Raw genomic sequence first — 12,991 nt, forward strand, 5'->3', positions numbered from 1 at the left:
GGGAGGCTACGCATCCGGCCGCCGGGGCTACGCGTCGACCTCCACGAGGCGTTTGCCGTCGAGCGTCTCGACCTCGAAGTGGTCGATCGCGTTGCGCTCGAACGCGGCGCCCCCGTGCACGTACAAGGGGTACTTCGACTCCTCGTGCTTGCTGTTGGGAATGCCGTAACCCCACTTCGGGACCGCCCAGGTGGTGACCGTCTCGCGCTGGCCGTTTTTGCCGACCGCGACCAGCGAGCAGGTGAGCGGGCCCTTGACGTTCTTCAGCTCCAGGACGGTGTGGGTGCCCCAGGCCTTCTTCTCCATGCCGATGGTGGCGGTGACCTTCGTGGTCGCGTCGGTCGCCGCGACCTTGTCGGACATGCCGTGGAAGAAGGCGTCCTTGGCGGGGCTGGTGGAATGGGGCGGCCCGGCCACGTTGTCCGTACCGCCGCCGTTCACGGCCAGCACCGTCAGCGGGCCGCCGACGATCAGCGCGGCGGCGGCTGCCACCAGGTACATCCCGCGCCGGCGCTTGCGTGCCCGCTTCTGCGCCACCTCGGCGAAGAGCCGGTCGGCGAGCTGGTCGCTCGGACGGGCGCCGAGCTGCGCGCCGAGGCGTTGTCTGCCGGGGGTGCCCTGCGGCTCGGGGATGTCCGCGAGGGCGGCGAGCATCGGCTCCATGCCGGCGAACTCCTCCAGCTGGCGCGCGCACAGCTCGCAGCCCGCCAGATGCGCCTCGAAGGCACTCGCCTCGGCGTCGTCGAGGACACCGAGCACGTAGGCGCCGACCGTCTCGTGCGCGTCACCGGACCCATGCGGTCCGTAGTCGTCGTACGAGGCACTCATGCCGTCACCCCCCGCTCCTCCAGCGCCAGCTTCATGGAACGCAGCGCGTAGAACACCCGAGAGCGCACCGTTCCGCTGGGTATACCGAGCGTCTCGGCCGCCTCGTTGACCGTACGCCCCTTGAAGTACGTCTCCACCAGTACCTCGCGGTGGGCGGGCGTCAGGTCCTCGAGCGCGTCCGAAAGGGTCATCAGCCACAGCGCCTTGTCGATCTCGTCCTCCGCGGGGATGACCTCCAGCGGCGACGGATCGACCTCCTGCGGCCGGGCCTGCCGGCTGCGGTGGCCGTCGATGACGATGCGCCGGGCGACCGTCACCAGCCAGGGGCGTACCGAACCGGTCGCTCGGTTGAGCTGACCGGCGTTCTTCCAGGCACGGATGAGCGTTTCCTGTACGACATCTTCGGCACGCTGCCGGTCTCCCGCCACCAGCCTGAGCACATAGGCCAGAAGCGGACCCGCGTGCTCGCGGTAGAGCGCGCGCATCAGCTCCTCGTCGGGCTCGGGAGGCTGCGGCGCGCGATGTCGTGCCCTCGGAGGGCGTTCATCGGCCACGGCGGAATCCTTGCGCACGCCTACCTCCGCTGTCCCCTGGTTGAGCGTTCCGGCTGGGTCACCGCTCGGCTGAACGCACCCCAATACGTAAGCGGGCCGCGAAGTGTTCAAACGATCTGCCGGGACATGTCAAAAGAGGGTTCAGAGAGGTCTCCGGGGGCTCCTCAGGCCCTCCTCACGCTCTCCTCAGGCCCGCGAGAGCGCCGCTCTGCGCCGGTGTCTCGCGACCCGCTCCCGGTTGCCGCACACCTCGCTGGAGCACCAGCGGCGGCGCCGCCCCCGGGACGTGTCGAGATAGATGATCGGGCAGCTGTCGCCCTCGCAGCGGCGCAGGCAGGAGCGGGCGACCGGGTCCGTAAGGAGCTCCACGGCGTCACGCGCGACGGCCGCGAGCAGCTCGCGGCAGCCGGGGTCGGCATGCAGGGCCCTGGCGAGGGTGCCGTCGGTGCGGCGGGTGGCGCGGGGTGCGGGCGGCGCCGCGCGGGCGATCGCGTTGACCCGCTCCAGGGCGGCGGACGCGGGCCTGCCGTCGAGCTCGCCGCGCACCAACTGGCCGATGTGGCCGCGCAGTTCGCGCACGGCGGCGAGCCAGGCGTCGTCGGCGTCCCGCAGCGGCGTGTCCGCGGGCACGAGCCCCGAGCCGACCAGCCAGTCCCGCAACCGCCCCACCGAGTCGAGCCGTTCGCCGGGATGCGCCGTGGCCAGGAGATCCAGCGAACTGCGCCCCGAGTCGAAGCGCAGCTCGTACGAGGCCGTGGACGACGGCGGGGACGACGGCGAGGACGATGGCGATGCCATGCCCCTACAGTGCCCGCCCGCACGCACCGCCGGAACCCCCGGTGCCGGGCCCCTCACGAAGGGTTCACGGACGAAGGGTTCACGCAAGAAGGTTCAGTCCGTCGCGTACTTGGAGTCCGCTGCCGGGTCCAGGGCCAGGCGGTAGCCGCGTTTGACCACCGTCTGGATCAGTTTGGGGGCGCCGAGGGCTGTGCGGAGTCTGGCCATCGCCGTTTCCACCGCGTGTTCGTCGCTGCCCGCGCCGGGCAGCGCGCGCAGGAGTTCGGCGCGGGGGACCACCCAGCCGGGGCGGCGCGCGAGGGAGCGCAGGAGCGACATCCCGGCGGGCGGCACCGGGTGCAGGTCGCCGTCGACCAGGACGGCCTGGCCGCGGATCTCCACGCGGTGGCCCGCGACCGGCAACGTACGGGCCCTGGCCGGGAGTTCGGCGCACAGGAGCTGGACGAGCGGCCCGAGGCGGAAGCGTTCCGGCTGCACCGTGTCGACGCCGTGGGCCTGGAGCGGCAGCGCGGTCACGGGGCCGACGCAGGCGGGCAGGACGTCGTGGCGCAGGGCGGCGAGCAACTCCGGGAGCTGGCCCCGCAGTTCGGCCCGGGAGAGCAGGGACGCGGCCGCGGGCGCGCTGGTGAACGTCAGCGCGTCGACGCCCCGCGTGAGGGTCGCGTCGAGCAGCCGGTCGACGGGCCCGATGTCCTCCGGCGGCATCCACCGGTACACGGGCACACCCACGACGTCGGCGCCCGCCTCGCGCAGCGCCTCCACGAAGCCCGGCAGCGGCTCGCCGTGCAGCTGGACGGCGACCCGGCGGCCGTCGACGCCTTCGTCGAGGAGCCGTTCGAGCACCTCGGCCATCGACTCGGACGACGGGGACCACTCCTCGGTGAGCCCGGCGGCCCGGACGGCGCCCTTGACCTTGGGCCCGCGGGCGAGCAGTTCCACGCCGCCCAGCCGGGCGACGAGCGCCTCACCGAGACCCCAGCCGTCGGCGGCCTCGATCCAGCCGCGGAACCCGATGGCGGTGGTCGCTACGACGATGTCGGGCGCGTGGTCGACGATTTCCTTGGTCGCCGCGAGGAGCTCGCTGTCGTCGGCGAGCGGGACGATGCGCAGCGCGGGCGCGTGCAGGACGGCGGCGCCGCGCCGCTGGAGGAGCGCGCCCAGTTCGTCGGCGCGGCGGGCCGCGGTCACGCCGACGGTGAAGCCCGCCAGGGGGCCGTGCTGCCCCGCCGGGGGGCCCTGCTGTGCGTCGTACATGTGGCTCTCGTCCCGCTCGGGTGGTTCTGCCGGGGTCGACCGAGCCTGTCAACATCCCGTGACGGGCTCGGTTCCCCATGATGTCAGCGGTGTTACGTCACACCTCGGCGTAGCTGAGCCGGGGCTCCGTCTCCGTGGCCTCGACGGGAGCCTCCACGGCGGCCGGCCGGCGAAGGTATACGGCCCAGGTGAGGGCGAAGCACACCGCGTAGAAGACGAGGAACCCGACGAAGGCCGCCGTGCCGGTGCCGGCCGTCTGGAAGGACTGGCGGAAGGCGAGGTTGATGCCGAGCCCGCCGAGCGCGCCCACCGCGCCGATCAGCCCCATCGACGCCCCGGACAGGCGCCGCCCGTACGCCGCCGCCTCCTCCCCCGCGAGCCCCTTGGCGGCGGCCTTGGCCCGGAAGATGCCGGGGATCATCTTGTACGTCGACCCGTTGCCGAGCCCGGTGAGCACGAACAGGGCGATGAACGCCGTGGTGAACAGTGCCAGCGACTTCTGCGTCGACGCGAGGACGACCACGGCGGTGGCGGCGGCCATCGCGACGAAGTTCCACAGCGTGATGCGGGCGCCGCCGAACCGGTCGGCGAGCCGGCCGCCCACGGGCCGGATCAGGGAGCCGAGCAGCGGCCCGATGAACGTGATCGACGCGGCCTGGAGCGGCGTCCTGCCGAACTGCGTCTGCAGGACGAGACCGAACGCGAAGCTGTAGCCGATGAACGACCCGAACGTTCCGACGTACAGGAACGACATGATCCACGTGTGCGGGTCGCGCACGGCCTCCCCGGCCGCGCCGGTGTCGCTCTTCACGGTCGCGAGGTTGTCCATGAACAGCGCGGCGCAGACCGCCGACACCACAATGAGCGGGAGGTAGATCCCGAGCAGCACGCGCGGGCCGCCGCTCGCGCCGATCACGGCGAGCCCCGCCAGCTGCACGACGGGGACGCCGATGTTGCCGCCGCCCGCGTTCAGGCCGAGCGCCCAGCCCTTCTTCCGCAGCGGGAAGAAGGAGTTGATGTTCGTCATCGACGAGGCGAAGTTGCCGCCGCCGACACCGGTGAGCAGCGCGCACACCATGAACGTCGTGTACGAGGTCCCCGGCTCCATCACGACGAACGCGGCGGCCGTCGGGATCACCAGCAGGCCAGCCGCGAAGATCGTCCAGTTCCGGCCGCCGAAGCGGGCGACAGCGAACGTGTAGGGCACCCGTGCGATCGCCCCGACCAGCGTGGCCATCGAGACCAGGAAGAACTTGCCGGCCGGGTCGATGCCGTACTCGGGCCCCATGAAGAGCACCATCACGGACCACAGGGTCCAGATCGAGAACCCGATGTGCTCGGACAGGACGGAGAACGCGAGATTGCGCCGCGCGACCTTCTCGCCGCCTTCCTGCGACCAGAACGTCTCGTCCTCCGGATCCCACCTGTGGATCCAACTCCGGGCTGCCATCACACGCCTCCAGGGTCACGGTTCTGGGCTGATGACCCCGAACGTAGGGAGGCGGGATTACCGCGCTGTGCCGCACCGTGACCGCCGGGGAACGTTGCTCTCACCGGGCGCGGGGCCCGGCGGTGAGCTTCGCTCCCCGGCGTGGTTCAGGTAGCGGACCTGGGTCAGGTCGTGGTGCCCGCCCACTTGAGGCTCGCCGAGCCGCCCTTGTCCCACTTCAGCGTGACCACGTCGTCGGCCTGCGTCAGGTTCGCGCCGAAGACCTCGTCGCCGGTGTCCTTGCCCATGCACTTGACGGCGATCCGGAAGGCCCCGCCGCTGCGGTTCTCCCCGATGCCGGTGCAGATGCCCTTACCGCCCGCGTCGATGTAGGAGACGCTGTACTTGCCCTTGGCCGTGCCGGACGCGACCTTGTCGCCGACCGTGAGGGTCCTGGCCTGCTCGTCCTGCCACTGGCCCTGATAGCCGGTGGACCCGGCGGGCCGCTCCTCCGCCGTCCCCGCGGGATCACTCGGCTCCTCGACGGGATCCTCGGTCGCGGGGTCCTCGGTCGTGGGCTCGTCGGAGGGCTCGTCCGACGTGCTGGGCTCCGCCGACACGGACTCCTTCGCCTGCGGTTTGTCGTCGTCGCCGCCGCTCTTCGTGGCGAGGAAGATCCCGCCGACGATCACGACGAGCGCGACGACCGCGGACCCGACGATGACGGCCGTCCGCCGCTTGTTGCCGCCCTGTGGGGGCGGAGGCGGCGGATAACCACCAGCACCGTAGGGCCCGCCGTACGGGGGCTGGCCGTACGGGGGCTGACCCTGCGGGGGCTGACCCTGCGGGGGCTGACCCTGCGGGGGCTGACCCTGCGGGGGCTGACCCTGCGGGGGCTGACCCTGCGGGGGCTGGCCGTAGGGAGGCTGGGCGCCGTAACCGGGCTGGTCACCGCCGTAGCCGGACTGATCGCCGTAGGCGGGCTGGTCACCGTAGCCGGGCTGGCCCTGAGATGCCGGTGCCGGTGCCGGTGTCTGCGGCGGAGCCGGCGGCGGGGTCGGCGCCCCGGCGTACGGGTTGTCCTGCCCGCCGCCGGACGGCGCCTGCGGCGGGGTGGGCGGCGGCCCGTACGCCGGGTGGTGTCCGGATCCGTCCTGCGGCGGCTGGCCGGGAGGCTGAGTCATGTCGGTCCGGGTCCCCTCGTGGTCCTGCGGTCACTGGTCGCTCACGCCCCAACCTCCCCCACCCCCACCGGCCGCACAACCCCGTCTAGCGACTATGTGCCCGCTTCTTGACGCCGTTCGGCCACAGCCTCGGACGCCGCTTGGCGGCCAGGTCCTCGATCCAGCCCGTCCCGAGGACCGCGAGCGCGATCAGCGGCCAGGTCAGCACGAACATCCAGAGCATGTACGTCGAGTCGAGGGCGCCGCTCCATCTCGCGTCCTCCATGAACGGCAGGTTGTACGCGAGGTCGATGATCGGCACCGTCGCCATGATCAGCATGTTGTGCCAGAGATAGATGGTGACCGCGCGGTTGTTGGACAGCGTGATGAGCTTGTCCCACTTGGCGAGCCGGCCCGGCAGCTCCTGCCAGGACGGCGAATACTGGAGCAGGATGACGACGAAGCCGAAGGACCAGGCCGCCTGTGCCAGCGGGATGTCGTTCAAGTCCCAGCCGTCCGGCCCGAGATGGCCCGAGGCCCACCACAGTCCGAACGCCATCACGATCGCCGAGCAGGACACCGCGAGATAGCGCGGCACCTTGGCCAGGACACCCTCGTGGTGGGCGATGCCGAGGACCCAGCAGCCGCCGTAGACCGCGAAGTCGGTGACCGCGTTCCCCGTCTCGCCGGGGATGGTGACGATGCCCGTACCGACGACGGCCGTCAGCGCGAGCGGCGCGAGCAGCGTCGCCCACGGCACCTTGCGGAACGCCCAAAGCAGCAGCGGCGAGGCGAGGACGAACCACAGGTAGGCCCGCAGGTACCAGAGCGGGCCCGCGGCCTGCGACGGCCAGGTGTCCTCCAGGAGGCCCGCCTTGTCGCCGAGGTGCCAGGGGAACGACGGCGCACCGACGGGCACGAAGTAGTTGACCAGACTGATCCAGCCCCAGGTCCCGCCGCTGTCCGGGTCCTTGCCGGGGTTCCAGCCGCCCAGGAAGAGCAGGGCGAGGACGACGACGCTGAAAGCCCACATGGGCGGCAGGAGCCGGCGGATACGGCCCTTGATCACGCCGATCGCGGGACGGCTCAGGGAGCGTGCCATCAGCGATCCGGCGAGCGCGAACATCACGCCCATGGACGGGAAGAGGACCGTCAGCCAGGCCCACCCGAAGAGGTGGTAGGCGACGACACGGACCAGCGCGATGGAGCGCAGCAGATCGAGATAGCGGTCGCGGCCCGGCTTCTTGGGCGCGGCCGCCTGCGTGGGCGGGGCCGGTGGCGCGGACACGGGCGCGGGCGCCCGTTCCGGCGTGAACGGCACCTGTGGGAACGGCACTTGCGGCATGGGCCGCGTCTGCCGGAACCCGCTCTGGCCGCCGGTGGCGGGAGTGGGATACGTCATGCGACGGGCCTCCGATCGTTGCCGTGCGACGCCCGCTGGCGCGGAATCGCCCCCGGCGCTTCCACCGCTCCGGTACGCCGCAGCTTCTGCCAGCGCAGCCGGCCGCCGGTGAGCGCGGTGATCCAGGACTGGAGCAGCACGACGTACATCAGCTGCCGATAGAGGAGTTGCTGGAGCGGGAGCGAGATGAGATGGGTCATGCGTTCGCGGTCGAGCCGGAAGGCGTACGCCGCGCAGACGGCCTGGATGGCGAGGACGCCGAGCCAGGCGACGATCGTCTTCTCCGTCGGGCCGAAGACGAGGCCGTAGAGCAGGAAGACGTCGATGAGGGGCGCCAGGAGCGGCGCGAGGACCATGAAGAGGGCGACGAAGGGCAGCCCGATGCGGCCGAAGCGCCCGGAGGGGCCCGACTCGATCACAGAGCGGCGGTGCTTCCAGATCGCCTGCATCGTGCCGTACGACCACCGGTAGCGCTGGGACCAGAGCTGCTGGACCGACTCCGGGGCCTCGGTCCAGGCGCGGGCCTTCTCGGCGTAGACCACGCGCCAGCCGTCCCGGTGCAGGGCCATCGTGACGTCGGTGTCCTCGGCGAGCGTGTCGTCGCTCATGCCGCCGATGCGCTCCAGGGCGCTGCGGCGGAAGGCGCCCACGGCCCCGGGGATCGTGGGCATGCAGCGCAGCATGTCGTACATGCGCCGGTCGAGGTTGAAGCCCATCACGTACTCGATGTGCTGCCAGGCCCCGATCAGGGAGTCCTTGTTGCCGACCTTCGCGTTGCCCGCGACCGCGCCGACGCGGTGGTCGCCGAACGGCTGGACCAGTTCGCGTACGGTCGCCGGCTCGAAGACCGTGTCGCCGTCCATCATCACGATCAGGTCGAACCGGGCGTTGGCCAGGCCTCTGTTGAGTGCGGCCGGCTTGCCCGCGTTGTGCTGGCGGACCACCCGGACGCCCGGCAGGCGCAGGTCCTCGACGATGCGGGCCGTGCCGTCGGTCGAGCCGTCGTCGATGACGATGATCTCGATGGGGTGCTCGCTCGACATGAGTGAACGCACCGTGTTCTCGATGCACTTGGCCTCGTTGAACGCCGGGACCAGGACCGACACCGGTTCGGTGACGGGCGGCCCCCAGGAGAATCCGCGGCGCCGCACGCGCCGGGCGTGCGCCCCGGACAGGAGGAGCATCAGGCCGAAGCGGGTGAAGACGAGGACGCCAATGACCGCGAGTCCGACGACGAGGACGTCCGTCACGTTGTCCGACGCCTCGACGGCGTAGATCCAGGCCTTGCCCTTCGCCAGCTCCAGGCCGTGGACGGGCGTATGGGCGCTGGTGGTGTGCGCGCCGGGCTTGTCGAGCGCCTCGGTGAGGTTGACGAAGTCGTAGCCCTGGCCCTGGAGTTGGGGCAGGAAGCGTTCGAGGGCGGCGACGGTCTGCGAACGGTCGCCACCGGAGTCGTGCATGAGGACGATCGCGCCCTTGCCGCCCTTGGGCGTGGCACGGCGGATGATCTCGTCGACGCCGGGGCGCTTCCAGTCCTCACTGTCGGTGTTGTTGACGACGGTCAGGTACCCGCGGCTGCCGATGTACTTGGCGACCGGCCAGGACTTGTCGTCCATGGCGTCGGCGAACGAGGAGTACGGCGGCCGGAAGAGCGAGGTGCGGATGCCTGCGGCGCCCGCGAGCGCCGTCTGGTTCTGCGTGAGTTCCCAGTCGATGCGGCTCTTGGACTGGTACGAGAGGTCGGGGTGGTTGAAGGTGTGCAGGCCGACCTCGTGACCCTCGTCGACCATGCGTTTGACCAGGTCCGGGTAGCGGGAGGCCATGGTGCCGGTGACGAAGAAGACGCCGTGCGCGTGGTGTTCCTTCAGGACGTCGAGGACCTTCGGGGTCCACTCGGGGTCAGGGCCGTCGTCGAAGGTGAGGACGAGCCGGTGGTCGGGCACGCTCATGCTGGTCTCGCGCCCGCCGCGCGTGTCGATGACGGGTCCGCCCTCGAGGATCTTCTCGGGGACGTGATCAGTGGCGGCGGGCGGCTGGATGCGGTGGTCGGCGAGGATCTCGCTGTGCACGTACCCGCGGAGCATGAGCATCGCGAGCAGGGCGACCAGGAGCAGCGACGGCAGCAGATAGCGCATGGGCAGGCGGCGGCGACGCGGCGCCCTGCGGTTGCTGCGTGGGCGGGAGGACATTTACAGGATGCCGCTTTCCGGGGACGAGGCCGTTGGCGGTCCGGCCGGACTCTGACTCGGGTCGACGGGCGACGCGACGGGTGACTCGACAGGCGGCGCCGCGACGGTCTCGGTGCCGCCCTGGACCGGGGTCTCCGACGGCTCGACGGGCGGCCCGCTGTCCGACGGGGACTGCTCGCCGGGACCGGGTGAGCTGGGCTCCTCCGAGGGTCCGGGGCCCGGGTCGGGCGAGTGACCGGGGTCAGGCTTCCCGGCGCCGCCGGACGGCTTCGGGTCGGGCGACTTGCCGGGTTTGTCGCCCGGCTTCGCGCTCGCGCTGCTGTCGGGCCCGGTCGACGAGCCGGCGCCCGGCTCGCTGGACGCCGCTCCCGTGCCGGAGGCGCTGGGAGTGGCCGTGGCGCCCGTCGACGAGGACGGCCGGGCCGCCGGGTCGGCGGGCAGCGGCGGCGTGTCCACCTTGCCCGCGGGCTTGTCGTCGTTCTGGCCCGTGATGGGCAGCCAGGGCGCGTTCGAGTTTCCGGAGAGCAGCGTCGCCACGATGACCACGGCGTAGACCGCGCAGATCATTCCGACGATCGCGCCGAAGCGGCGGTACCTGCGGTTACGCCGGCCCGAGTCGTCGACGAAGACCGGGACTTCCTTGTCGGCCGCGCCCGCGCCCTCGCGCCGCGCAGCGATGAGTTCGTCCAACTGGCGGCCTGCGCCGTCGAGTTGGACCGTTACTTCATTAGGATCGTGAGTTTGCCCGGAACGGGCATTTTCTCGCCAGTGTTCCACCGTACGCACATCCCCCCAAGGACATGAACATGGGTGCGCGCACGACGTACCGAGCACTCGTCGTCCGGACCGGGCCCCCACCCGATCCGAGCGCCCCCTTATCACATTGCGCTCGGAGGACGAATGTAGCGCACGCGAGTGACAGCCGCGTCCACTCCTCAGTCCCGACTCATCATGATGAGTGCATCTATGGCCGGTATCCAGGTACCTGGGGGCTTACGTAGCCAGTCGTTCTCCTCCGCGAGCGTGGCCGCCGCCGCACGGAGCGCGTCGATCCCCGGGTGCACGAGCCCCGTCGGCCACACCAGCGACACCGGCGACAGGGGCACGGGGTCGGTCAGGGGCCTCACGACGGATCCGGGCATGGCCGGAAAGTCCCCCGCGGCGAGCACCGGCGTCCCCGTCTTGGCCATGATCCGCCGGAACTCCTCGACGCCCACGGCGAGCGGCGCGGGCGGCGCGACCGCTATGCCGCGCCCCTCGAAGAGCCGCCCGGCCAGGTCGGTCCACTCCGGTGTACGGGGATTGCCCGCGCCCGCGTACACCGTCTCGCCCGCGAGCCGCGCGAGGGGCACGGCGTCCAGGGCGGCGAGGGGATGGTCCTCGGGCAGGACCACCGTCATCGGCTCGTACCGCACGGGCTGTTGCGAAAGGCGCGCCCGCACCGCCGCGTCGAGCCCCGCGTACCGCCCGAACGACGCGTCCAGGCGCCCCGCGGTCATCTCGGTGGCGGCGCCGGTCAGGCCGCTCTCGTAGCGGGCCATCAGCTCGCACTCGGGGGCCAGCTCGCGGGCTCGCTCCAGGATGCGTTCGAAGACGAGGCCCGGACTGTTCACGTCGACGAGCAGCGGCCGCGCCGCCCCTGTGGCCGGGCGGCGCGCGAAGGCGGCGAGCAGCTCGTCCTGCGCGACGAGGACCCGCCGCGCGTATGGCAGCAGCCGCGCCCCGTCGGCGGTCAGGGCGACCTGACGGGTGCTCCGCGTGAACAGCTCGACACCGAGCTCGCGTTCGAGCCGGCGGATGTCCCGGCTGAGGGCCTGCTGTGCGACGTAGAGCCGGGCGGCGGCACGGGTGAAGTGCAGCTCCTCGGCGACGGCGAGGAAGCCGCGCAGCAGCCGGGGCTCCAGATGGGCGGGGGCCGGCGTGCCGAGAGCGGCCGGCATGCCGGGCGCGGCTGGCTGGTCAGGCGCGGCTGGCATGCCGGGCGCTGCTGGCTGGTCGGGCGCGGCTGGCATGCCGGGCGCTGCTGGCTGGTCGGGCATCCGGCGAACTTACAACGCGGGCGCGTGAATCGGTACGGAGAAGGTGTTGGACCGGGCGCGCGGCCGGCGACGACGCTGATCACATGCCCGACGCGATATCCGAGCCCGCCACCGCTCCCCCGACCTCGACCGCCCCGCCACAGCCCAGCCGCTCCCCGTACGTCCGGCTCCTGTCCACCCCCGGCGCCCTCGCCTTCACACTCGGGAACCTCGTCGCCCGACTCCCCATGGGCATGTTCAGCGTCAGCGCCGTCATCATGATCGCCGGGGCGCGCGGCTCGTACGCACTCGCCGGGGCCGTCACCGCGACCGGGATGGCCGCGACCGCGGTCGTCGCCCCGTGGACGGCACGTCTCGTGGACCGTTACGGACAGGCCAGGATCGCCGTACCAGCCACGGCGATCGCGGTCTGCGGATCGCTCGCGCTCCTCCTCTGCGTGCACTACGAAGCGCCCGGTTGGACCCTCTTCGCCGCCTACGCCGCGACGGCCACCACGCCGAACACTGGCGGCATGTCACGCGCTCGCTGGGCCCATCTCCTCAAGGGCGACCCCACCGCCCTGCACACCGCGAACTCCTTCGAGCAGGCCGCGGACGAGCTCTGCTACCTGCTCGGCCCGGTCCTCGCCGCCTTCCTGTGCGGGTCGCTCTTCCCGGAGGCGGGCACCCTGATCGGCGCGGTCCTGCTCCTCACGGGCGTGCTCGTCTTCGCCGCGCAGCGCGCCACGGAACCGCCCACTCATGGGCGCACGGCCACGAAATCGCCCCTCCACGCGCGCGGGATGCCCGTTCTCCTCGCGTCGTTCCTCGCCACCGGCGCCGTGTTCGGTTCGATGGAGGTGGTCACGATCGCATTCGCGGACGAGGCGGGCCACAAGGCGGCGGCCGGCGCGGTCCTCGCACTCCAGGCGGCCGGTTCGTGCGTCGCGGGGCTTGTCTACGGGGCGGTGAAGCCCGCCGGTCCCGCCGCGCGCCGCCATCCGCTGTGCGTCGCCGCGATGACGGTCCTGCTGGCCCTCCCTCTGCTCGCGGCCGCGTTCACCGGCTCCCTCCTTGTGCTCGCCTGCGCTCTCCTCGTGGCCGGTATGGCGACGGCCCCGACGATGGTCACGGGAATGACGCTGGTCCAGGCCCGCACCCCCGAAGGCCAGCTGAACGAGGGCATGACCCTCGCCGTGACCGGCCTGCTGGGGGGCATTGCCTGTGGCGCGGCGGCGGGCGGCTCCGCGGTGGAGCGCCTCGGCCCCACCGCGGGCTACGCCGTCCCGGTCACCGCGTCGGCCTGCGCCTTCGTGCTCGCGCTCGCCGGCTACGCGCGCGGCCGCCGGTAGTCAC

At 71.9% G+C, this 12,991-nt stretch carries 11 protein-coding genes; 1 reads left to right on the forward strand and 10 read right to left on the reverse strand.

Features of this window, described 5'->3' with window-relative positions:
- Positions 1-27 precede the first annotated feature (27 nt).
- From AC07EJ_RS25355 to AC07EJ_RS25400, 10 genes are all read right to left on the reverse strand, one after another.
- On the reverse strand, positions 28-828 hold the full coding sequence (locus AC07EJ_RS25355; protein WP_389489125.1) for an anti-sigma factor family protein: 801 nt from the start codon (positions 826-828) through the stop codon (positions 28-30).
- Positions 825-1,400, reverse strand: a complete 576-nt coding sequence (locus AC07EJ_RS25360; RefSeq protein ID WP_100593923.1) for a sigma-70 family RNA polymerase sigma factor — start codon at positions 1,398-1,400, stop codon at positions 825-827. The genes AC07EJ_RS25355 and AC07EJ_RS25360 overlap by 4 nt, the downstream gene beginning before the upstream one ends.
- Before the next feature lie 168 nt (positions 1,401-1,568).
- Entirely contained in the window at positions 1,569-2,180 is a 612-nt protein-coding gene (locus AC07EJ_RS25365) for a CGNR zinc finger domain-containing protein (RefSeq protein ID WP_478884977.1), read from the reverse strand.
- A 93-nt stretch (positions 2,181-2,273) separates the two neighbouring features.
- Positions 2,274-3,434 (reverse strand): uroporphyrinogen-III synthase, encoded by a 1,161-nt coding sequence (locus AC07EJ_RS25370; protein ID WP_389489129.1) that lies wholly within the window; start codon positions 3,432-3,434, stop codon positions 2,274-2,276.
- A gap of 97 nt (positions 3,435-3,531) precedes the next feature.
- Complete coding sequence (locus AC07EJ_RS25375; protein WP_389489131.1) at positions 3,532-4,884, reverse strand: nitrate/nitrite transporter; 1,353 nt, start codon at positions 4,882-4,884, stop codon at positions 3,532-3,534.
- A gap of 164 nt (positions 4,885-5,048) precedes the next feature.
- Entirely contained in the window at positions 5,049-6,047 is a 999-nt protein-coding gene (locus AC07EJ_RS25380; protein WP_478884978.1) for a hypothetical protein, read from the reverse strand.
- Between the two features lie 85 nt (positions 6,048-6,132).
- Entirely contained in the window at positions 6,133-7,428 is a 1,296-nt protein-coding gene (locus AC07EJ_RS25385) for an acyltransferase family protein (protein ID WP_389489137.1), read from the reverse strand.
- Complete coding sequence (locus AC07EJ_RS25390; RefSeq protein WP_478884979.1) at positions 7,425-9,617, reverse strand: bifunctional polysaccharide deacetylase/glycosyltransferase family 2 protein; 2,193 nt, start codon at positions 9,615-9,617, stop codon at positions 7,425-7,427. The genes AC07EJ_RS25385 and AC07EJ_RS25390 overlap by 4 nt, the downstream gene beginning before the upstream one ends.
- Positions 9,618-10,307: a hypothetical protein gene (locus AC07EJ_RS25395; RefSeq protein WP_389489142.1), complete on the reverse strand. Its 690-nt coding sequence runs from the start codon at positions 10,305-10,307 to the stop codon at positions 9,618-9,620.
- Positions 10,308-10,552: 245 nt separating this feature from the next.
- Positions 10,553-11,557, reverse strand: coding sequence for a LysR family transcriptional regulator (locus AC07EJ_RS25400; protein ID WP_389489144.1), 1,005 nt, complete (start codon positions 11,555-11,557; stop codon positions 10,553-10,555).
- 182 nt (positions 11,558-11,739) lie between these two features.
- Here AC07EJ_RS25400 and AC07EJ_RS25405 point away from each other — a divergent pair, with 182 nt between their 5' ends.
- Positions 11,740-12,987 carry an MFS transporter gene (locus AC07EJ_RS25405; protein WP_389489147.1) on the forward strand — a complete coding sequence of 416 codons (1,248 nt, stop codon included), beginning with the start codon at positions 11,740-11,742 and terminating at the stop codon, positions 12,985-12,987.
- Positions 12,988-12,991 lie beyond the last annotated feature (4 nt).

It is taken from the genome of Streptomyces sp. NPDC045026, from assembly GCF_056432625.1.

Excerpts from the sequence above, each read along its gene's own strand:
- AC07EJ_RS25355 (WP_389489125.1), bottom strand. The coding sequence starts at position 828 with ATGAGTGCCTCGTACGACGACTACGGACCGCATGGGTCCGGTGACGCG.
- AC07EJ_RS25365 (WP_478884977.1), bottom strand. The coding sequence starts at position 2,180 with ATGGCATCGCCATCGTCCTCGCCGTCGTCCCCGCCGTCGTCCACGGCC.
- AC07EJ_RS25370 (WP_389489129.1), bottom strand. The coding sequence starts at position 3,434 with ATGTACGACGCACAGCAGGGCCCCCCGGCGGGGCAGCACGGCCCCCTG.
- AC07EJ_RS25375 (WP_389489131.1), bottom strand. The coding sequence starts at position 4,884 with ATGGCAGCCCGGAGTTGGATCCACAGGTGGGATCCGGAGGACGAGACG.
- AC07EJ_RS25380 (WP_478884978.1), bottom strand. The coding sequence starts at position 6,047 with ATGACTCAGCCTCCCGGCCAGCCGCCGCAGGACGGATCCGGACACCAC.
- AC07EJ_RS25385 (WP_389489137.1), bottom strand. The coding sequence starts at position 7,428 with ATGACGTATCCCACTCCCGCCACCGGCGGCCAGAGCGGGTTCCGGCAG.
- AC07EJ_RS25390 (WP_478884979.1), bottom strand. The coding sequence starts at position 9,617 with ATGTCCTCCCGCCCACGCAGCAACCGCAGGGCGCCGCGTCGCCGCCGC.
- AC07EJ_RS25400 (WP_389489144.1), bottom strand. The coding sequence starts at position 11,557 with ATGCCGGCCGCTCTCGGCACGCCGGCCCCCGCCCATCTGGAGCCCCGG.
- AC07EJ_RS25405 (WP_389489147.1), top strand. The coding sequence starts at position 11,740 with ATGCCCGACGCGATATCCGAGCCCGCCACCGCTCCCCCGACCTCGACC.